This window comes from Halolamina pelagica (assembly GCF_001307315.1).
Classification (GTDB): domain Archaea; phylum Halobacteriota; class Halobacteria; order Halobacteriales; family Haloferacaceae; genus Halolamina; species Halolamina pelagica_B.
Window position 1 is genome coordinate 597,177 of record NZ_LGUC01000001.1, and the last position, 18,540, is coordinate 615,716.

An 18,540-nucleotide genomic window follows, 5' to 3' on the forward strand; every position below is an offset into this window, starting at 1 on the left:
TGTTCAGCGCCGCCGCCACGACGAACGAGCGACGGACAGAACCGGCCGGCGGCGAACGGCGGCCCACTTTTCTCCCCCGCGCCCCCAGCCACGGTCGATGACTGACGCGCTCTCGATTGACGCGCCGGCGCCGGCCCGCCCCGACGGCGTCGACGCCGACTGCTGGCTGGCCTGTATCGACTGCGGCGAGACGTACCCGCCGTTCGCGGCGGTGCGCTACGCCTGCGACGACTGCGGCGGGCTGCTCGAAGTTCGCTACGCCGACCTGCCCGACTGGGACGCCTTCGCCGGCCGGGGGGTGTGGCGCTACGCCGCCGCGCTCCCGTTCGAGACGGGGCGGACCGGCCCCGTCGACCCCGCCGAGCCAGCAGGCGTGAGCCTCCCCGAGGGCGATACGCCGCTGTACGAGGTGCCCAGACTCGAAGCCGAGCTGGGCGTCAACCGCCTGCGCGTCAAACACGAGGGGATGAACCCCACTGGGAGCTTCAAGGACCGCGGCATGACCGTCGGCGTCGGCGCCGCCGCGGCGGTCGGCGTCGACCGACTCGCCTGCGCGTCGACGGGTAACACCTCCGCCGCCCTCGCCGCGTACGGCGCCCGCGCTGGCCTCGAAACGCTCGTCCTCCTGCCCGCGGGGAAGGTCGCGGCGGGCAAGGTCGCCCAGGCGGCGCTCCACGACGCCCGCATCCTCGAGGTCGACGGCAACTTCGACGACTGTCTCGACATCGTCCAGGCGCTCGCAAACCGCGGGGAGGCGTACCTGCTCAACTCACTGAACCCGTTCCGACTCGAGGGCCAGAAGACGATCGGACTCGAGATCCTCGAACAGTTCCGCGACGAGGAGGGTGGGTTCCCGGACCGTATCGTGCTCCCGGTCGGGAACGCCGGCAACACCGCGGCGCTGTACAAGTGTTTCCGCGAACTCGTCCAGGCCGGCGCGCTGGCTCGCGAGGACGTGCCGAAACTCACTGGCGTGCAGGCCGCCGGCGCCGCGCCGTTCGTCGAGGCGATCGAAACCGGCTCGGACACCGTCGAGCGCTGGGAGACCGTCGAGACGCTCGCGACCGCGATCCGCATCGGCGAGCCCGTCAACGCGCCCAAATCGCTTCCGGGCGTCCGGGAGACCGGCGGCACCGCCGTCGCCGTCGACGACGCGGCGATCACCGAGGCACAGCGCGATCTCGCAGGGGAGGGGATCGGCGTCGAACCCGCGTCCGCGGCGTCGATCGCCGGCCTGCGGGCCCTCCGCGAGCGCGGCGTCGTCGACGCCGACGAGCGCGTGGTCTGTCTGACGACCGGCCACCTGCTGAAGGATCCGGCGGCAGCGACCGCCGCCAGCGACGACCCCGAACCGGTCGGCGCCGACGTGGACGCGGTGCTGGAACTGGTGGGAGAGTAACGCGGCGACGGCGCGAGCGACTGCGCTCGCGCTGGCCGGTTCGTGAAAAACGGAAAGGCGGGCCCGCGTTAGCGGATGACGTCGACGTTGCTGTCCCTGTCGTCGGGCTCGTGCCCGCCGCCGTCGCGTGCCGCACCGCCGCGCTGGGTCGCGGTCTGTGCGTTGCTCTTGGCGTCGAAGTCGACGCCCTCGAGGTCGTCCTCGCCGAGCGCACGCCGGGACTCGTTTGCCTGCTTCTGGGTGGTCGAACCGAGCACCTGTGCGGACTGGACGCCGGTCATGATCGCCATGACCCGCACCTTGCCCTTGTACTCCTCCTGGATCCGGGCGCCCCAGATGACGTTGGCGCTGGCTTCCAGTCGCTCGGTGATGTTGTCGGCGATCCCCTCAGCCTCTTTCAGCGTGAGGTCGGGACCGCCGGTGATGTGGACCAGGCCGCCGGTGGCTCCGCGGTAGTCCACGTCCAGGAGCGGGTGGTTCATCGCGTCGTTGACCACTTCGTCGGTCTTGTTCGAGTCCTGCGTCTCGCCGACGAGCATCACGGCGACGCCGCCCTGATTCATGATCGTGGACATGTCCGCGTAGTCCAGGTTGATCAGCGACGGCTGCGTGATGGTCTCGGAGATGCCCTTGACGGTCTCGGCGATGATCTGGTCCATCACCGAGAACGCCTTCCCGATCGGGAGGTTGGGCACGTAGTCGAGCAGTCGGTTGTTGTCCAGGACGATGATCGAGTCGGCCTCCTCACGGAGCTTCTCCAGGCCCTCCTCGGCTTTCACCGTGCGGGCGCGCTCGACGTTGAACGGCGTCGAGACCATTCCGACGACGATGGCGCCCTGTTCTTTGGCGATGTTGGAGACGACCGGCGCCGCACCGGTGCCGGTGCCGCCGCCCATCCCGGCGGTCACGAACACCAGGTCCGCGTCGCCCAGCACTTCCTTGATCGTTCCTGGGCCATCTCGGTGGCGCGCTCGCCCATCTCGGGGTCGCCACCCGCACCGAGCCCCTGCGTGAGGGATTTACCGACGAGGATCTTCGTGTCGGCCTCGATCATCTTGAGGTGCTGTTTGTCGGTGTTGATCGCCACCGTCTCGGCGCCGTCGACGCCGATGTTGTAGAGCCGGTTGATCGTGTTGTTCCCGGCGCCGCCGGCACCGACGATGACGATCCGGGGATCCCCGAACTCGTCGTCGTCGCTTTCGACGTCCTGCATCGATCGCTGCTCGGCCTCCGCGTTGTCAAGTGCGTCTTGAACGATATCCTGCATGTATTACACCTTGGCCCAGCTGCGATCACGACTCGTCCCCTCGGACGCGTCGTTCTCGTTGATCATCTCGCGGACGGCCGAGCGAATCGCCTCGCTCCGGTTCGGGAACTCCCCGGTCTCGACCATCTGTTCGACCTCTTCCACCTGTTGTCGCGGTATTCGCAGTGTGACACGCTCCATTGTTGGTTTCCCCCGGTAAGACGAACCGGCGCGAGCCGTCGCCTACAGTCCCAACCGGCCGGGGTCCCCGCCCCGTCCGGCGCTGTAAGACGACCGTCTTACGCGTACCCATCAACGTAGCTATCCATTAAAAAGCTACCGGCGATTTCACTCGAATGTAAGACACTCGCGTCGGACAAAAGCTACGCGCGATCGAACACGTCGGAGTTCGGGCTGCGCCGGCCACACCCCGGACAGAACGTCCAGTCCGCCTGAATCTCCTCCCCGCACTCGCAGTGGACCTGCTGCTCGCGCTCCTCGCCGCAGTTCGGACAGAACGAGTGTTCGGGGTTCAGGCGCTCACCACACTGTTTACACGCGTTCTCGTTTTCGTCAGTCGGCTCGTCGTCCCCAGTCTGCCGTGCCGGGTCGTCGACGGCTGTCGGTGCGGCGCCGTCGAAGCTGATGTTGACGGTGAGCTCCGGCGTCCCGGCCTCGTCCTCGACGCGCACCGCCGGCGTCGCCGCCACCTCGCGTCCGGTCCCCACCTCGGGGTGCCGGTCGAGGAACTCCCGTAGCGCCTCGCGCATCACCTCGCTCTTGGAGGCGTCGAGCACGTCCAACTGCTCGACGAGCGCGTCGTCGGCGCGGAAGGTGATCTTGCTCATGAGCCACACCTTGACACGGCCACGGTAAGTAGTTTCCCCAGCGCCCGCTCGGGGTCGCGCTCGCGCACGCGTAGAAGAACGATAGCGTCCCCTCGGAAGCCATAAACACCCTGCGCCGATTACTACCTGTATGGAGTACGAGGAGCAACTCGACCGGGCACTCGAAAACGTGCCCGAACTCGGGGGAGCGACGAGCGTCTCAGCGTCCCCGACCCGGAAGTACAGAAAGACGGGGCGTTCACCCGACTCACCAACCTGAAGGAGATCGCCGACGCGCTCTCGCGGGACCCTGAACACCTCCACCGCGAGATCCAGGGCGAGCTCGGCACCGCCGGCCAGCTCGGCGACGGCCGCTCGCGGTACAACGGCAGCTTCTCCGAGCGGGACTTCCAGGCGGCCATCGACAGCTACATCGAGGAGTTCGTCCGCTGTTCGGAGTGTGGCCTGCCCGACACCCGGCTGGTCAACGAGGAGGGCACGATGATGCTGCGGTGTGAGGCCTGTGGGGCGTTCCGTCCGGTCACCAAGCAGTCCACGTCCAGCAGCCAGCAGACCACCACCGAAATCCAGGAGGGCGAGACGTACGAGGTCGAGATCACCGACACCGGCCGGAAGGGCGACGGCGTCGCCAAGCGCGGCGACTACACCATGTTCGTCTCCGGCGCCGAGGAGGGCGAGACCGTCCGCGCCCGCGTCAACAACGTCTCGGGCAACCTCGTGTTCGCCAGCAAGGTCAACTAACCGACGCCGGCTGCTTCTCGTCGACCCGTACGCCTCGACCGGAACGGTCGACACTCGTTTCTACTCGGTGGTGTTGCCGGAGTCGTCGCCGAGTCGGCCCGCTTCTGTCGTGCCCGGCTACTCGCGCTCAACGATGCCGCGGCGCTGGAGCACGACGGTCGCGATGGCGACGACGACGACGGCGATCAGGTGGCCGACGAGCGCGGCCACGAGCACCGGGTGATCGAGCACGAACGGCACCAGCAGCACCTGCACCCCGGCGAACAGGACGTTCAGCGTGTCCAGTCGGGTGAGCTGTCGGGTGGTCGCGGCGTCGAAGCCGTACTGGATCGCCCGCCAGAAGCCGACCACCGTCGCCCACCAGCAGGCGCCGATGCGGTAGATCACGTCCCAGCACACGAGTAGCAGGATCACCACCGCCACTACGGGCGGCTCCGACCCCAGCAGCGCCGTCAGGAGCGACTCCCCGCCTCGCTGTGGATCGACGACGAACAGGTACGTGACGAACAGCACGAACGCGAGGACGCTGAGCGCCAGTTCGATGCTGGAGCCGAACAGCAGTCGCCGGTAGCCCGTGGGTGGCTGGAGCCGCCGGACTGTCCGGCTGAACGTCAGCATCAGCCAACTCCCCACGACGGCGACGAGGATGGCCGCGGTCGCGGCGGGCACCGCAGTCCAGCGGCCGTAAACGCCCGCCACGACGAGCACGATCGCCTCGAACACGACGAACTGGGTGATCAGCGCGACACGATCCGAGAGGTCGAGCCCCGGGATCGCCCCGATGAGGCTCTCGTACACCCACGTCTCCCCGTACTGTGGCGTCATCAGGCGGCGCCCGTCTCGGCTTCTTCGATCGCCCGTTCGACGGCCGTCTCGAACGGCGTGAGTTCGACTGGCACCAGCGAGCGGATGCGGTCGTCGGTGACCACCACGTCCGTCGCCATCCCGTCGATCAGCGGGTAGGCCACCCCGGCCGGCACGTCGGTGACGAGGTCGACCCAGTACGCCGAGAGCCGCGGCGTGAGGACGGGAACCGGGACGATGATCGGCTCCCGTCCGGTGAGGATCTTCCCGACGGTCCCGAGCATCTCCTTGTAGGTCAACACCTCCGGGCCGCCGATCTCGAAGGTGTCGCCGGCCGTCCCGGGGGCGTCGAGGAGCCCCACCAGATACGCGATCACGTCGGCGATCGCGATCGGCTGGACCCGCGTCGACACCCAGCGCGGCGTCGTCATCACCGGGAGCCGGGAGCTGAGCTGCCGGACGATCCGGAAGCTCGCGCTCCCCTCGCCGACGATGATGGCCGCCCGGAGCACGGTGAGGTCGTACGACCCCTGCCCGAGCACCGCCTCGACCTCCTGGCGCGAGCGGAGATGCGCCGAGAGATCGTCGCTGTCGACGCCGAGGCCGCTGAGGTAGACCACGCGGTCGACGCCCGCCCGTTCGGCCGCGTTGGCGAAGTTGTGTGCGCCCCGCCTGTCGCGTTCTTCGAAGCCGTGACCGCCACCCATCGCGTGGATGAGGTAGTACGCCGCGTCGACGCCGGCCAGCGCGTCGTCGAGCCCGGCCGGTTCGAGCACGTCGCCCTCGAACACGGTGACGCCGGCGGGTGCGTCGTACCCCGCGCGGTCCCTGACGAGCACCGATACGTCGTGTCCGGCGTCCAGCAGCGCCGGAACTAGCCGTTGCCCGACGAACCCGGTGGCGCCCGTGACGAGAACGTCCATGGAGTCGATAAGTTCTCACAGCGCTTAGGTGCTGGGACGGACGGCAGCGGCTTCGACAGTACGGCCACGCTCCGCTCCCGACCCGATACTGCGATCCGGAAAACCCAGTAAACTGGCAGTAGGGGGCTATTAACCGGCGGTTAGGAAATTCTTTCAGGAAAAGTGATATATCTACTCGCTTCTAAATAGGTGGCGTGACACACAGTACCAATCTCGACCGACGGACGCTGTTGAAACTGGCCAGTGCCGGTGCGGTCGGTTCGATCGCCGGCTGTCTCGGTGGCAACGGTAACGGGAACGAAGACTGGGAGGGCGCTGTCGAGGGGCTGAACCTCGGCGAGGACTGGCGCGCACGACGCATCGGCGCCGCCGACGACTGGCCCATCGAGCAGCGGCGACAGGTGCCCGACCGACAGAACGACACGACGTGGACCGATTCGGGCGCGTTCCAGAGCGCGGCCGAAAACGACGTGTGGGCGCCGCCCGACGGCTGGGACGACACCGCGGCGGGCGACGTGGACAGCATCACGATCCTCAACCACGGCGCCGCCAACATGGAGTTCGACCCGGCGACGCTGGCGGCCCACGAGCTGTTCACCGAGCAGACGGGGATCGACGTCGAGGTGATCGAGATCGGCGTCGATCAGGCCAACACGCGCGAACAGCAGTTCCTCTCCTCGGAGGAGTCCAGTCCCCACGCGTTCAACGTCGACGGGATCCTCGTCCCGCAGTTCGTCCAACAGGGGTATCTGGCGGTGACTGACGGGCTGTACCCGGAGGGGAGCTACGATCCGTACATTCCGGGGCTCCAGAGCCTGGTCCAGTGGGATATCGACGCTTCCCGTGAGGGGATGCACACGTACGGCTACCCCAACATCGGCGAGGCGAGCATGGGCCACCTCCGGCCCGATCTCGTGGAGGAGCAGGGGATCGACCCCAGCCGCTTCGACGGCCAGTGGACGTGGGACCTGCTCGAAGAGCTCGGTGAGGCGTTTGCGGGCACCGACGTGAACGCCTTCGCGTACTACGCGGGCACGTCGACGTATCTCGCGTACTCCTTCCGCGAACTCCTGTTCCAACAGGGCGGCAGTATGGTGCAGGACGACGGGACGGTCGTGATGAACTCGCCGGCGGCGGTCCGGGTGATCCGGAAGATGAAGGAGTGGCGCGACGCCGGCTACGTGCCGAGCGACGTGATCTCCTACGGCGAGGGGGATATCGTCGACCTGTACGCTTCGGGCCAGCTCGCGTACACGACCGCGTTCAGCGACTTCATCCCGCGGCTGCTCCAGCAGTACGAGCCCGGCACCGAGTACCAGGTCGTCGTGCCGCCGGCGGCCAACGCCGGCCCGTCGCCGACTCAGGCGGGGCTCGTGGCGCCGAACACTACGAGCATCAACCGGTTCGCCGACACCGGCGAGAAGCTCGCCGCGATGCTGTACGGCGACCTGAAGCTGAGCTACTACACCCAGTGGCTCGAGTTCACCTACGAGGGGAACATCTCCTACATGGACCAGGTGTACACCGACTCCGCGGAGAACGACTTCGTCACGTTCGGGGACAACATCGGCGAGGCGATCGCGGCGGGCCAACTCGAGCTGTTCCCCCAGATGGCGTCGGTGTTCCAGCAGATGCTCAGCCCGGTCCAGCGCGCACTCCAGGGCGAGATGACGCCGCAGGCGGCGATGGATCAGGTACAGGACTTCGTCGACGACGAGATCAACAACTGATGGCCGCGAGCGCCGGAGGCACCCATGGCGGCTGAGGAGGTCGGGCAGGCTCCCCACGGCGAGGGCGTTGTCGGACAGCTGTCTGACTGGGTAAACGACCACATCCGGACCGTCCTGCTCGGCCCCTCGTTGGTCGCGCTGTTCGTCGTGTTCATCTACCCCGCGACCATGCTGCTGTGGCTGTCGCTCCAGAACACCCGCGGAATCGGCGAGACGTTCGAACCGGCGTACAACTACGGCCGGATCTTCAGTGACCCGACGTTCTGGAACGCCGTCGAGAAGACGCTCATCTACTCGACCGGCTCGCTGGTGCTTTCGGTCGGGGCGGGGCTGGCGATCGCGCTCGCGCTCAACAAGGTGCTCGACAGCCGCGTCCGGAACACTTACTCCACGCTGATCCTGATCTCGTGGGCCGTCCCGCTCTCGATCGTCGGCGTCACCTGGCGCTGGATGTTCAACGGCCAGCTCGGCGTCGTCAACAAGCTGCTCATCGACCTGGGGATCCTGCAGAGTTCCTACTCCTGGCTCGGGAACTCGCTGTCGGCGATGGTGGTGGTGATCCTCGCCGACTCGTGGTCGCGCATCCCCTTCGCGGCGGTCGTGTTGCTCGCGGGGCTGCAGTCGATCCCCCAGGAGATGTACGACGCCGCGAAGATGGACGGCGCGACGACGCTACAGACGTTCCGCCACGTGACGCTGCCGTACCTCCGGCCGTCGTTTTTCGTCGCGGGACTGATCACGTGGATGTTCGCGTTCCGGGCGTTCGCCATCCCGTTCTCGACGACCGGCGGCGGCCCCGGCGGGGCGACGGAGACGCTCGCCGTGTACATCCACCGTTTCGGCATCCAACTGCTCGACTACGGGTTCGCGTCGGCGGTCTCGGTGTTCCTCGTCGGTGTGACACTGATCGTCGCCACGGGCTACGTCTACTTCGTTCTGGAACAGATCGAGGAGATCGAGGTGTGAAATGGCGGGTCCAGAGTTCACCGTCGAGCAGTACCGCCGGCGACAACGCCTCTGGGACGTACTGGAGAGCCGGTACGTTGTCCACCTCGTGCTGTTTCTCGCCGTGTTCTTCATCGTCTCGCCGCTGATCTGGCAGCTCCTCACCTCCTTCAAGACCTCACAAGCGGTGCTCGATCTCACCTACCTGCCGGTCGACCCCACGCTCGCGGCGTACGAGCGGGCGCTGATCGATCGCGGCTTCTGGCGCGCGGTGGTCAACAGTGTGCTCATCGCCTCGGCGTCGACGGTGATCGTGATGATCCTCGGGACGCCCGCGGGCTACGTGTTCAGCCGCTTCCGGTTCCCCTTCGACAACGCGGTGTTCGTGTTCGTGCTGTTCACGCGGCTGTTCCCCCCGATCGGGCTGGTGACGCCGTACTACCGCATCGTCACGACGTTCGGCCTGTTGAACACCAAGACCGGGATCGTGATAGCGAACGTCTACCTCTGGCTCCCGCTGGTGATCTACATCATGCGCAACTTCTTCATCACCATCCCGCAGGCGCTCGACGAGGCCGCCCGCGTCGACGGCTGCACGAAGGTCCAGGCGTTCCGCTACGTCGTGTTCCCGGTCGTCCTCCCGGGGTTTGCGGCCGGGACGATCCTCACCTTCCTCTACTCCTGGCGGGAGTTCCTCTTCGCCTTTACCGTCAGCACCGACCTGAACTCCATGACCATCCCCGTCGCCACGTTCCTGTTCGTCGGCGACGCCGGCATCGACTGGGCGGCGATGGCCGCGGCGGCGATCGTCGCGGTGATCCCCTCGGCGTTGGTGGTGATCTTCTTCCAGCGCTACATCGTGGTCGGCCTGACCGGGGGGTTGAAAGGATGAGCCTCGCTCGGCCACCCGACCACGGTTTCGGCCCCGGCGCGCTCCAACGCGACCGATACGGTGACGCCCATGAGTGACACAGACCACCCCACGACCGACGGAGCGGCACCGGCCGCCGACGAGGACCGGGCGCTGAGCCTCGAACTCGACGGCATCACCAAGGAGTACACCGAGGACGACGGCTCGACGGTCGTCGCCGTCGACGACGTGAGCCTCGACGTGTACGAGGGCGAGTTCATCGTGCTCGTCGGCCCCTCGGGCTGTGGCAAAACCACGACGCTGCGCATCGTCGCCGGGCTCGAACAGCCGACCCGGGGCAGCCTCCGCATCGACGGCGAGGACGTGGCCGGCCGGGAGCCCCGGGAGCGCGACATCGCGATGGTGTTCCAGAACTACGCGCTCTACCCCCACAAGACCGTCCGGGGGAACATCGCGTTCCCGTTGAAGATCCGCAAGTACCCCGACGACGAGACCGAACAGCGCGTCCAGGACACCGCGAATTTGCTCGGCATCGGCGAACTGCTCGACCGCCACCCCGCCGATCTCTCGGGCGGCCAGCAACAACGAGTCGCGCTCGGTCGCGCGATCGTGCGCGACCCTGCGGTGTTCCTGTTCGACGAACCGCTGTCGAACCTCGACGCGAAGCTCCGCATCCAGATGCGTACCGAACTCAACAAGCTCCACGACCGGGTGGGCCGGACCTCCGTCTACGTCACCCACGACCAGGTCGAGGCGATGACGCTGTCGGACCGCGTGGTGGTGATGAACGACGGCTCGGTCCAGCAGGTCGCGCCGCCGAAGACCGTCTACCAGCAGCCCGCGAACCGGTTCGTCGCGGGGTTCATCGGCGAGCCGCCGATGAACTTCTTCCCCGTCACCACCACGCCCGAGGGCGATCGGCTCCGCGTCGACGCCGAGGGGTTCTCGCTCGTGTTACCCCCGAAGTCGGCGAGGCGGTCGCGGCGTGGGACATCGACACCGAGCGACTCGATCTGGGGCTCCGGCCCGAAGCGTTCGAGGACGCCGCGCTGGTCGAGCGAGAGCTCGCCGACGGCGAGACGTTCCCGGCGTACGTGGCCGTCGTCGAGCCGATGGGGCCCAACACCGACCTCGCGCTCCGGCCCGTCGAGCGCGCCGACGAGGAGGCCGCGGAGTTCACCGCCCGCGTCGCCAACGAGACCGACGCGGCGCCCGGCGAGACGATCACGCTCGCCGTCGACACGAGCGAGGTTCACCTGTTCGACCCCGAGACCGGGGAGAACATCCTCGCCTGACGATGCCCCACCAGATCGGCCTGATCGGCTACGGACGCATCGGCAGCGACCTCGCGGAGCGGGTCCGGGCGGCCCCGGACACCGAGTTGGCGTACGTGTACGTCCGTGCCCCGAAACCCGAGATCGACGAACCCCAGCTCACCGCCCCCGACGAACTCGCCGACCACCCCGTCGACCTCGTCGTCGAGGCGGCGACGCCGGCGGTGCTCGCGGAGTTGGCCGAACCGACCCTCGCCGGGAGCGACCTACTGGTCCTCTCGGGCTCGGCCTTCGCCGACCCCGACGTGGAAGCGCGACTGACCGACCTCGCGACGGCCAGCGAGCACGACCTCTATCTCCCCCACGTGGCGCTGTTCGGCATCGACGGGCTCGTCGACGCCCGCGACGCGCTGGAGTCGGTCCACATCGAGGCCCGCAAGGCGCCGAGCCACCTCGACTTCGAGTACGCCGACGCGGTCGACCCCGCGACGATCGAGGGTGAGACGGTGCTGTACGAGGGGCCGACCCGCGGGCTCTGCCAGCGCTTCCCCCGGAACTTCAACTCCCACGCCGCGATGGCGCTGGCGGGGTGGGGCTCGACGACACCAGCTCCCGGCTCGTCGCCGACCCCGACCAGGCGTCGGCGTACCACCGGATCACGGCGACCGGTCCGGGGTTCGAACTGGAGGCGGTCAGGGACTCGGCGATCGAGGGCGTCACCGGCGACTACACGCTGGTCTCGACGTGGGGGTCGGTGCGGCGGGTGCTCGGCGCCGACGAGGGGTTGCGGTTCCTGTAGCTGGCTACCCGTCGGCCCGGATCACCACCGTCAGCGCCGTCTCCCCGCGGTCGTCGACGATCCGGAGGTCGTACGCGACCGCGAGCAGGTGGGTCTCGTCCGCACGCTCCTGGACGACCATCCCGTCGATCGCCTCGCAGTCGCCGAACAGCCGGCCCGCGCCGCTCGGGCAGTGCTCCCTCGCCCAGTCGCTCGCGGCGCTGGCGTTGCGCTCGATCCGGACCGCGACCCCGCCGGCCAGCTGCGCGGACTCGATATCCCGCTCACGCGGCGCGAGCGAGGCGTTTACGCGCCGAACCGCGCCTTCGCGGCCCGCCCACGGGTGGCCCGTCGCCTCGCCGCCGGCCTCGTACACCGCGCGTTCGAGGAGTCGGACCGTCTCGCTCCCGGGCGTCTCCGGCGCCGTCGACGCCGCCACGTCCTCGTGGTAGCCCAACTGGAGGTAGGCGAAGCCCAGCGGGATCAGCGCCAGCGCGAGCATCGCCGCCGCGGCGAGCACCATCTGCCCGCGGTCGTTCCGGCTCACGCGTACCACACCCAGATTGTCACCCGGCCGCCGACCGTCGGCACCGTCGCGCGCCCGGTCGGCACACCGGTCGGCCGCTGGAATCCGACCGCGCCGTGTGGGGTCACCACCCTGTACATGAGGTTCTCCGGCAGGATCCGTTCGACGCGGTGGGCCAGCGCGTCGCGCTCGCGCTCGAACGCGCTCGCCGACCTGGTCACCTCCGAGAGCCGCGTCAGGCCCTCGTGCCGTGGCGGCTCACGAGAGAGCACCGTCCCGGCGTCGTCGGCGTATCGGTCGAGTTGGGCCGACTCGGCGCCAGCGGCGGGGAGGCCGAGTGCGAACGTCGCGGTCGCCGCGAACAACAGCAGCACGCCCAGGCCCGCTTCGACCATCGTGAGCGAGAGTTGGCCGCGGTCAGTCATCGACGGTCACCCGGAGCGTCGCCTTCTCGGTTCGGAGCGGGCGCGACTCGATCCCGACCTGTGCGGTGCCGCCCTCGAAGGAGAGCGTCGCCGTCTCGTACCGCGAGGGCTCGACGACGAACTGCCCGGCCAGCCCGCCGGGGTCGTGGAGCACGATCCGGCCGTTCACGCGGACTGTTTTGACCGTCGAGCCGGCGGCGAAGGTGAGCTCCACGCGGTCGGTTCGCCGCGGCAGCGTCAGGTCGTCGCCGTCGCCGACCGCGACCGAGCGCGACCGCGTCGTGCGCTCGGCGACGAGCACCACCCGCTCGACGGTCGCACCGGTCGGGTCGCCGCGCTCGAACAGCGTCTCCTCGCCGAGCTGCACCCGGATGGATCGGTTCGCGGCCGGCGGTGCGAGCTCGGCGATCGTTGCCGCGGACAGGTCGGCGATCACCTCGCCGTCGAGCACGTTCTCCCGAACCGTCGTCGCCTCGGCGCTCACCAGCCGTTCGGCGACGGCGCCGGCGGCGCGGCGCTGGCCCGGATTCCGGTCGGCACCGGCCAGCGCGCCGTCCGCGACGACGAGCCCCAGCGTCGCCGCCGACACCAGCGCTGTCAGGGCGACCGCCAGCGAGAGCAGGTTCGCCTGCGCTCGCGTACCACTCATCGCTCTTCTCCGAGCTGCTCGCGAGTGGTCAGTTCGACGTGCAGTCCGTCGGCGCCGTCAGTCACGAGCACCACCGTGTCGTCGCTGCTCCGCCACGCGCCGTCGACGCTGTCGACGCGATCCGGAAGCGCGAGGCGCGCCCTGGCGTCGACGGCCGGCGACGGGTGGTCGAGCACCAGCGTCCGGTTCTCGACGGCGATCCCGTAGTTCTCCCCCCGGATCGACCGAGGCAGGTGGACGCTGTGGACCGTTCGAACGTCGCTCGCGCTCGGCGGGACGGCGTTCTCGACGCGTTCGGCCGCCGCGACGACGGCGCGGTCGCCGACCTCCCCGCCGACCACGTCGCGGTACTGCGGCACCGCGCCGCCGTACAGCGCCGTCGTGAGCACGCCGACGAACAGCACGACGATACCGAGCTCGAGCGCCTTCCCGACGGCGGGAGTGAGCGCGCGATCGTCGTCGACGAGATCGCGGCTCACGGCGCCACCTCCAGCTCCGTCTCGTGGATCACGAGATAGCCAGTTCGGTCGCCGGGGAACGCCGCGACGACGCTCGGGAGGTCGTCGCCGTCGAACGTCCGCCGGCTCACGCGGGCGTTCTCCTCGGCGAAGTAGCGCTCCCACGCGCCGGGAGCCGCGGTCTCGACTGCGAGTCGGTACTCGCCCGTCCCGAGTGCTCGCCGGTCGTGGCTCGTTTCGGTCCGCAGCGTCGCGGTCACGCCGTTCCCACCGACCGAGAGGGTGCCATTCGTATCCAGCACCGGCACCCCCACGAGTAGCAACCCCTCCCCGGTCGCGATCGGCGGCGTCTCGTCCAGAACCGACGCGTTCCCGCGGCCGCGAGTGACGCCGCCGGCGAGGAACGTGACTCGGCGATCCCCGGCCTCGAACACGAGCGCGTTCGCCCGGTGTTCGGCGACGACGCCGTCGCCATCGAGCAGCCGGACCGTCCGGGGCTCCACCGTGAGCCGTCCCTCGCCGAACGCGAGGTCGTGCCGTTGGACGCCCGTGGACTTCGACGGTTCGATCGCCGCCAGCGTGTCAGCGACCCGGTCGGTGTCGGCGGCTGCGGCGTTGCTCTCGACGAGCTGGCCGACCCCTGCCGTGAGCGCGCCCATCGAGACCGTGGTGATAGCCAGCAGGAGCGCGACGCCCACGACGTGAGACTGCGCACGGAGCCCCGGGTCGTTCTCGCTCACGCCAGCCCCACCCCCGCGAACACGGCGGCCGCAAGCGCCCCGAGCAGACTCGAGTGCAGCAGCGCGTCGTAGGGGCCGCGGCTGGCCATCCCCGCGAACCAGCCCGCGGCGATCGAGGTGGCGACCGCGACGACCGCGAACCGGAACCGCTCCCGTTCGAGTTGGATCGCGTCCGGATCGAGCGCGAACCCGGCCGAGCCGGGCATCGCCGACAGCTGTGCGAACCCGTCGAGGACGTAGAGATCGACGGCGACGACGATCCCGACGACCAGCAGCGCGGTCACCCAGCCCACTGCGACGTACACCGCGAGATCGCTCCGCAGCGCCCGTTTCTCGTGGTAGAGCTGCCCGACTTCGGTCTGGAGCGTCTCGAACACCGCCTCCGTGTCGCTGCCGGCGTCGAGTGCGCCCGTCACCAGCCCCATCGTCTGGGCCGCTAGCGGCGTCCCGACGCGATCGACGAACCGGGAGAGCGCGGCCGTCCGCCGGTCGGTGCCGTCGGGGCTGTCCGACAGCGAGAGATCGAACGCGAGCGACGCCACGTCCGGCCCGAGCGGGCCCAGATCGACGTCCTCGGCGACTCGCGCGACCGCTTCGCCGAACGGCCGGCCGAGCCCGACGTGGCCCGAGACGGCGTGGACGAACTCCTGAATCTCCCGGTCTTTCGCGTCGTCGATCCGCGCGCGTCGGACGGCGATGGCGCCCACCGGGACGCCCCACGCCACGTAGCCCGCGAGCAGTGAGCCCAGCGGGTGGAGCCCGGCGACGTGGCCCGCGGCGATCCCGCCCAAGGCGAGGGGCGCGAGCACGACGGCGCCGCTTGCGGGGTTCGTCGGCGCCGAGCGGACGGTCGCCACCGCGCCGTCGGGGCGGCTGTACGTCACCTGTCGCTCGGTCGGGCGGAGGTGGCCGACAGTCGCCGCCGCGCCGGCACCGACGAGAAGCACGAACCCGGCGGCGCCGTAGATCAGCAGCGCCCGGAGCGTGATCGACCCCATCGGCGTCGAAATCGCCCTCGAGAGCATCGGTGCGAGCACGCTCATCACCGTGAGCACGACCACCAGCAGCGCCGGCATCACCAGGAGCACGACGAACAGCTCCGCGATCAGTTCGAGAAACCCCTCGTTGCGACGCTGGGTCTGTGAGCGCTGGTGGCCGAGCATCCGCGCTTCCAGGTCGAGGTAGTTCGCCAACGCGTCGCCGCCCTGCTCGCTGTGCTCGCGGAACTTCAGCAGGAACGGCGCGAGCGTGTCCCGTGACGGGGTGTCGCGGGCGACTCGGCGCAGCCCCTCGTTCAGGCTCCCGGTGAGCGCGGCGGTGTTGAGCACCTTTCGCGCCGCGACGGCAGTCTCGCCGTAGGCGTCGTTCTCGGCGACTTTCCGCAGCATCGCTCGCGGGCCGTCGGCGCCCGAGGAGAGCGCGTGGAGATATCGCGCCGCGCCCGGGAGCGTCCGCTCGATGTCGGCCTGTCGGGCGCTCGCCAGCCAGCCGAGGTAGCGCCCGCCCAGCCCGATCACTGCACGGCGAGTGACGATCCCGACAACGGTCCCGACGACGACGCCGACGAGCAGGCGAGGCGGTCGCGGCGCGACGCCGATGGGGGCGACGCGGGCGAGCAGCCTCGCCACCCCGTCGTACGCGCCCACGGGCGCCGCCAGCGCGATCGCGAGCGTCGGCAGAACGGCCAACACCGCCGTCAGCCACGCCACCCCGTGGAGTCGTGCGACGTACACGTCGAAGCCGATGCGAAGGTCCGTCCCGCGGTACTGCTCGCGGTGGGCGCTGTGGCGCGCGGCGTCGGCCTCGCTCGCGAACAGCGTGTACAGCGTCCGGTCGAGCACCGAGAGCCGGGAGACGGTATCTCGCCGCCCGGCCTCGCCCGTCGGCCCCCTCGTTCGAGACTCATCGCGCATCCTCCGGGTGGCTGTCGTCGCCACCGTCCGCGACCGCGGTACGGCGGAGACGTTCGACGGTCGCGGCTTCGTCGGTCCGGAGGTTCGCGAGCAGGTCGAACAGCGCGTCGAACTCGGTCACGCCCTCGTCGTCGAGGAACTCGACGTAGCGGCGTTTGCGCCGGAACTCCTGCTCGACGGCGTCGACGGAGCGGTCCGTCGCCGCCGCGATCCGGTGGAGCAGGCGGAAGTCGCGGTCGTCCGGGGTCGCGGGATCCGACGGCCCGGAGAGCGAGAACGAGCCGTCGATGTCGCGGCTGAACACCTCGTTGTAGTGGACCGTGGTGTCGCCCTTCTCGACCACGTCGCCGGCTCCGGGCGGGAGCTGCTCGGCCTGTTCGGGCGAGAGGAACTCCACTGCGCGTGCGACGTAGCGCTCACCGTCCGAGTGGTGCGGGAAGGCGACGAGGTCGATCTCTTCGAGCAGATACGCCGGTACGTCCTGCTCGACGACGCGGTTCACGAGCGTCCGCACGTCCTCGGCGTGGGTGGTGCCGACGACCCCGTGGCCCGTGTTCACCGTCTCGGCGAACGTCTCGAAGCTCTCGGGCGTGTTGATCTCCGCGATCACCTCGGTATCGGGGTTCAGGTAGTTGGACTCGGTCATGAGGTCCGCCATGGTCACGCGCTTGTACTCGCTTTCGTGGTCCCGCGTGGTGAGCGACACACCGGTCTCGTGCGGCAGGCGGACCTCCCGCGACCCCTCGTCGATGGAGACCGGCCGGTCGTCGAAGGGGACGAACGGCATATGCGCGTTCATCAGCGTCGTCTTCCCCGCGCCGGTCGGCCCGGAGAACAGGACGACTCGCTGGTGCTCGTAGCAGAGCCACAGCAGCGCCACCAGATCGACCGAGAGCGTGCCGCTCCGGAGCAGATCGACCGGCGTCATCGCCTCGGCGGCCTGCTTCCGGATGGAGACGTACGGGCCGCCTTCGCTGATGACCGGCAGCGCGACCGCACAGCGGACGGTCTCCGCGACGCCCGGCGGGTCGAGGTTAACTTTCGCGCTCGGGTTCGAGGCGTCGAGTTCGACGCCGTCGCCCGCCGCGAGTTGGGTGACGACGTTGATGAAGGCGCTCTCGGTCTCGAACGTCAGGTTCGTCGGCACGCGGTCGCCGTCGGCGACGTCGGTCCGCGGCACGACTTTCACCCGCTCGCCGACCCGGTTGGCCTCGATATCCTCGAGGTTCGGGTCACGGATCGGCACCGTCAGCGGTCCCTCGCCGACGTAATCACGGAGGACGTGGTAGACGAGGTCGTCCAATCGGTCTTCGGCGTAGCGGTCGTCGACGGGCGGGATCCCGATCCCTAGATCCGCGAGCGCCGACCGAACCCGGTACTCCGCCGAGGCGAGCCACTCTCGGGTGTTGCGCCCGGTCAGCCGGCGCGATAGCAGTCGCCGGGCGCGTTCGGCGACGAACGCGCGGCGGTCGGTGCCGTCGCCGATCACGTCCTCGGTGCTGGCCTCCCAGACCCGCTGTTTGCACTCCGCGATCAGCGCCTCGTCACCCGGCAGCAGATCCGGCTCCAGCACCGCGTAGCGCGTGGCGAACCGGTCGCTCCCCAGCAGTCCGTCGCGGTAGACGACCACCGGAACCGGGTAGCCCGCGAACTCGACCTCGTAGCGGCGCAGGCGCTCGGCCGCGACGCGGTCGACGAACTCGCTGTCGGCGTCGAGATCGGTCACGGCGGGCGCGAAATCGGTAGTGTGGACGACCAGTTTCCCCTCGGCTGTGGCCTCGCTGTCGGCGACGCCCACGTCGTCGTCGAGCGCCAGCGGCGTGGCGTCGCCGAGGAGTCGGAGGTCACGCAGCGCGTGGTAGTTCAGCCGCCGCCGCGCCCCCGGACCGCCGGAGAGCAGGCGATCGAGCGTGCGCTCGTACTTCGGTGAGAACCCAGCCGCCGCGCGCTCGACGGCGCCCTGTCGAGTGAGCGGGCGCCGACGCTGGGTGTCGGCGAAGTGATCGCGGACCCGATCGAGGTCGGCCCGCTCGCTCGGCGAGAGCGGCGGTTCGCGGGCGTCGTAAGCGAACTCGGTCGTTCCGTCGCCGTGCTCGTCGGCGTCGCGCCGGGAGACGGTCGCGACGACGCCGGGGGCGCTCTCGTACTGGGCGAGCGTCTCGGGCGCGTACCACGCCTCGCCGCTCTGGGGCGGCGTCGGCGCCGGCACGCGGTCGAAACGTGTCGATGGCGCGGGCATAGTGGGTTTGGGACGGGTTGGTTCGGTATCT

General features: G+C 69.3%; 16 protein-coding genes and 4 pseudogenes. 8 read left to right on the top strand and 12 right to left on the bottom strand.

The features are described 5' to 3' along the window. Positions 1–97 precede the first annotated feature (97 nt). The gene (gene thrC, locus SY89_RS03165) at positions 98–1,399 is read left to right on the top strand and encodes a threonine synthase (RefSeq protein WP_054583115.1); all 1,302 of its coding nucleotides are present in this window, start codon (positions 98–100) and stop codon (positions 1,397–1,399) included. Positions 1,400–1,467: 68 nt separating this feature from the next. Here thrC and ftsZ read toward each other — a convergent pair. The 3 genes and pseudogenes from ftsZ to SY89_RS03180 all read right to left on the bottom strand — a co-directional run bounded on the left by ftsZ (position 1,468) and on the right by SY89_RS03180 (position 3,493). Then, positions 1,468–2,666, bottom strand: a pseudogene (gene ftsZ / locus SY89_RS03170) (cell division protein FtsZ). Positions 2,667–2,669: 3 nt separating this feature from the next. After that, entirely contained in the window at positions 2,670–2,846 is a 177-nt protein-coding gene (locus tag SY89_RS03175) for a ribbon-helix-helix domain-containing protein (RefSeq protein WP_054583116.1), read from the bottom strand. Positions 2,847–3,028: 182 nt separating this feature from the next. Further along, the gene (locus SY89_RS03180; RefSeq protein WP_054583117.1) at positions 3,029–3,493 is read right to left on the bottom strand and encodes a double zinc ribbon domain-containing protein; all 465 of its coding nucleotides are present in this window, start codon (positions 3,491–3,493) and stop codon (positions 3,029–3,031) included. Positions 3,494–3,623: 130 nt separating this feature from the next. Between SY89_RS03180 and SY89_RS03185 the strand changes: the two are divergent. Beyond that, positions 3,624–4,234, top strand: a pseudogene (locus tag SY89_RS03185) (translation initiation factor IF-2 subunit beta). A gap of 117 nt (positions 4,235–4,351) precedes the next feature. Here SY89_RS03185 and SY89_RS03190 read toward each other — a convergent pair. Both SY89_RS03190 and SY89_RS03195 read right to left on the bottom strand, forming a co-directional pair. Next, positions 4,352–5,059, bottom strand: coding sequence for a DUF7530 family protein (locus SY89_RS03190; RefSeq protein ID WP_054583118.1), 708 nt, complete (start codon positions 5,057–5,059; stop codon positions 4,352–4,354). Beyond that, positions 5,059–5,961, bottom strand: coding sequence for an NAD(P)H-binding protein (locus SY89_RS03195; RefSeq protein WP_054583119.1), 903 nt, complete (start codon positions 5,959–5,961; stop codon positions 5,059–5,061). Before SY89_RS03195 ends, SY89_RS03190 begins: the two co-directional genes overlap by 1 nt. 194 nt (positions 5,962–6,155) lie before the next feature. On the opposite strand from SY89_RS03195, the gene SY89_RS03200 reads away from it, so the two are divergent. The 6 genes and pseudogenes from SY89_RS03200 (at position 6,156) to SY89_RS03225 (ending at position 11,580) form a co-directional block, all read left to right on the top strand. Beyond that, positions 6,156–7,691: an ABC transporter substrate-binding protein gene (locus tag SY89_RS03200; protein ID WP_054583120.1), complete on the top strand. Its 1,536-nt coding sequence runs from the start codon at positions 6,156–6,158 to the stop codon at positions 7,689–7,691. Positions 7,692–7,715: 24 nt separating this feature from the next. Beyond that, positions 7,716–8,657 (top strand): carbohydrate ABC transporter permease, encoded by a 942-nt coding sequence (locus SY89_RS03205; protein WP_054583121.1) that lies wholly within the window; start codon positions 7,716–7,718, stop codon positions 8,655–8,657. 1 nt (position 8,658) lies between these two features. Next, positions 8,659–9,528 (top strand): carbohydrate ABC transporter permease, encoded by an 870-nt coding sequence (locus SY89_RS03210; protein WP_054583122.1) that lies wholly within the window; start codon positions 8,659–8,661, stop codon positions 9,526–9,528. A gap of 69 nt (positions 9,529–9,597) precedes the next feature. Beyond that, positions 9,598–10,095 (top strand): annotated as a pseudogene (locus SY89_RS19485) (ABC transporter ATP-binding protein); the annotation flags it as partial. A 709-nt stretch (positions 10,096–10,804) separates the two neighbouring features. After that, positions 10,805–11,332: pseudogene (locus tag SY89_RS19490) on the top strand (hypothetical protein); the annotation flags it as partial. 38 nt (positions 11,333–11,370) lie between these two features. Then, positions 11,371–11,580: a hypothetical protein gene (locus tag SY89_RS03225; protein WP_054583125.1), complete on the top strand. Its 210-nt coding sequence runs from the start codon at positions 11,371–11,373 to the stop codon at positions 11,578–11,580. A 4-nt stretch (positions 11,581–11,584) separates the two neighbouring features. On the opposite strand, the gene SY89_RS03230 is transcribed toward SY89_RS03225, so the two are convergent. Genes SY89_RS03230 through SY89_RS03260 form a run of 7 tightly spaced genes read right to left on the bottom strand, consistent with a single transcriptional unit; the run spans position 11,585 to position 18,509 of the window. Further along, a complete protein-coding gene (locus tag SY89_RS03230) occupies positions 11,585–12,106 on the bottom strand; it encodes a DUF7261 family protein (RefSeq protein WP_144427121.1) in 522 nt (173 codons plus the stop codon). Further along, a complete protein-coding gene (locus SY89_RS03235; RefSeq protein ID WP_054583127.1) occupies positions 12,103–12,510 on the bottom strand; it encodes a DUF7262 family protein in 408 nt (135 codons plus the stop codon). The genes SY89_RS03230 and SY89_RS03235 overlap by 4 nt, the downstream gene beginning before the upstream one ends. Then, on the bottom strand, positions 12,503–13,159 hold the full coding sequence (locus SY89_RS03240; RefSeq protein WP_054583128.1) for a DUF7263 family protein: 657 nt from the start codon (positions 13,157–13,159) through the stop codon (positions 12,503–12,505). Before SY89_RS03240 ends, SY89_RS03235 begins: the two co-directional genes overlap by 8 nt. Further along, complete coding sequence (locus SY89_RS03245; RefSeq protein ID WP_054583129.1) at positions 13,156–13,638, bottom strand: DUF7266 family protein; 483 nt, start codon at positions 13,636–13,638, stop codon at positions 13,156–13,158. Before SY89_RS03245 ends, SY89_RS03240 begins: the two co-directional genes overlap by 4 nt. Beyond that, positions 13,635–14,357, bottom strand: coding sequence for a DUF7289 family protein (locus tag SY89_RS03250; protein WP_054583130.1), 723 nt, complete (start codon positions 14,355–14,357; stop codon positions 13,635–13,637). Before SY89_RS03250 ends, SY89_RS03245 begins: the two co-directional genes overlap by 4 nt. Continuing rightward, positions 14,354–16,270, bottom strand: coding sequence for a type II secretion system F family protein (locus SY89_RS03255; RefSeq protein WP_080506727.1), 1,917 nt, complete (start codon positions 16,268–16,270; stop codon positions 14,354–14,356). Before SY89_RS03255 ends, SY89_RS03250 begins: the two co-directional genes overlap by 4 nt. Further along, the gene (locus tag SY89_RS03260; protein WP_054583132.1) at positions 16,260–18,509 is read right to left on the bottom strand and encodes a type II/IV secretion system ATPase subunit; all 2,250 of its coding nucleotides are present in this window, start codon (positions 18,507–18,509) and stop codon (positions 16,260–16,262) included. Before SY89_RS03260 ends, SY89_RS03255 begins: the two co-directional genes overlap by 11 nt. Between the last annotated feature and the right edge of the window lie 31 nt (positions 18,510–18,540).

Bases quoted from the DNA above. Each gene is read 5' to 3' on its own strand.
- SY89_RS03255 (WP_080506727.1), bottom strand. From the start codon at position 16,270: ATGCGCGATGAGTCTCGAACGAGGGGGCCGACGGGCGAGGCCGGGCGG.
- SY89_RS03190 (WP_054583118.1), bottom strand. From the start codon at position 5,059: ATGACGCCACAGTACGGGGAGACGTGGGTGTACGAGAGCCTCATCGGG.
- SY89_RS03195 (WP_054583119.1), bottom strand. From the start codon at position 5,961: ATGGACGTTCTCGTCACGGGCGCCACCGGGTTCGTCGGGCAACGGCTA.
- SY89_RS03205 (WP_054583121.1), top strand. From the start codon at position 7,716: ATGGCGGCTGAGGAGGTCGGGCAGGCTCCCCACGGCGAGGGCGTTGTC.
- SY89_RS03240 (WP_054583128.1), bottom strand. From the start codon at position 13,159: ATGAGTGGTACGCGAGCGCAGGCGAACCTGCTCTCGCTGGCGGTCGCC.
- SY89_RS03210 (WP_054583122.1), top strand. From the start codon at position 8,659: ATGGCGGGTCCAGAGTTCACCGTCGAGCAGTACCGCCGGCGACAACGC.
- SY89_RS03235 (WP_054583127.1), bottom strand. From the start codon at position 12,510: ATGACTGACCGCGGCCAACTCTCGCTCACGATGGTCGAAGCGGGCCTG.
- thrC (WP_054583115.1), top strand. From the start codon at position 98: ATGACTGACGCGCTCTCGATTGACGCGCCGGCGCCGGCCCGCCCCGAC.
- SY89_RS03260 (WP_054583132.1), bottom strand. From the start codon at position 18,509: ATGCCCGCGCCATCGACACGTTTCGACCGCGTGCCGGCGCCGACGCCG.
- SY89_RS03180 (WP_054583117.1), bottom strand. From the start codon at position 3,493: ATGAGCAAGATCACCTTCCGCGCCGACGACGCGCTCGTCGAGCAGTTG.
- SY89_RS03175 (WP_054583116.1), bottom strand. From the start codon at position 2,846: ATGGAGCGTGTCACACTGCGAATACCGCGACAACAGGTGGAAGAGGTC.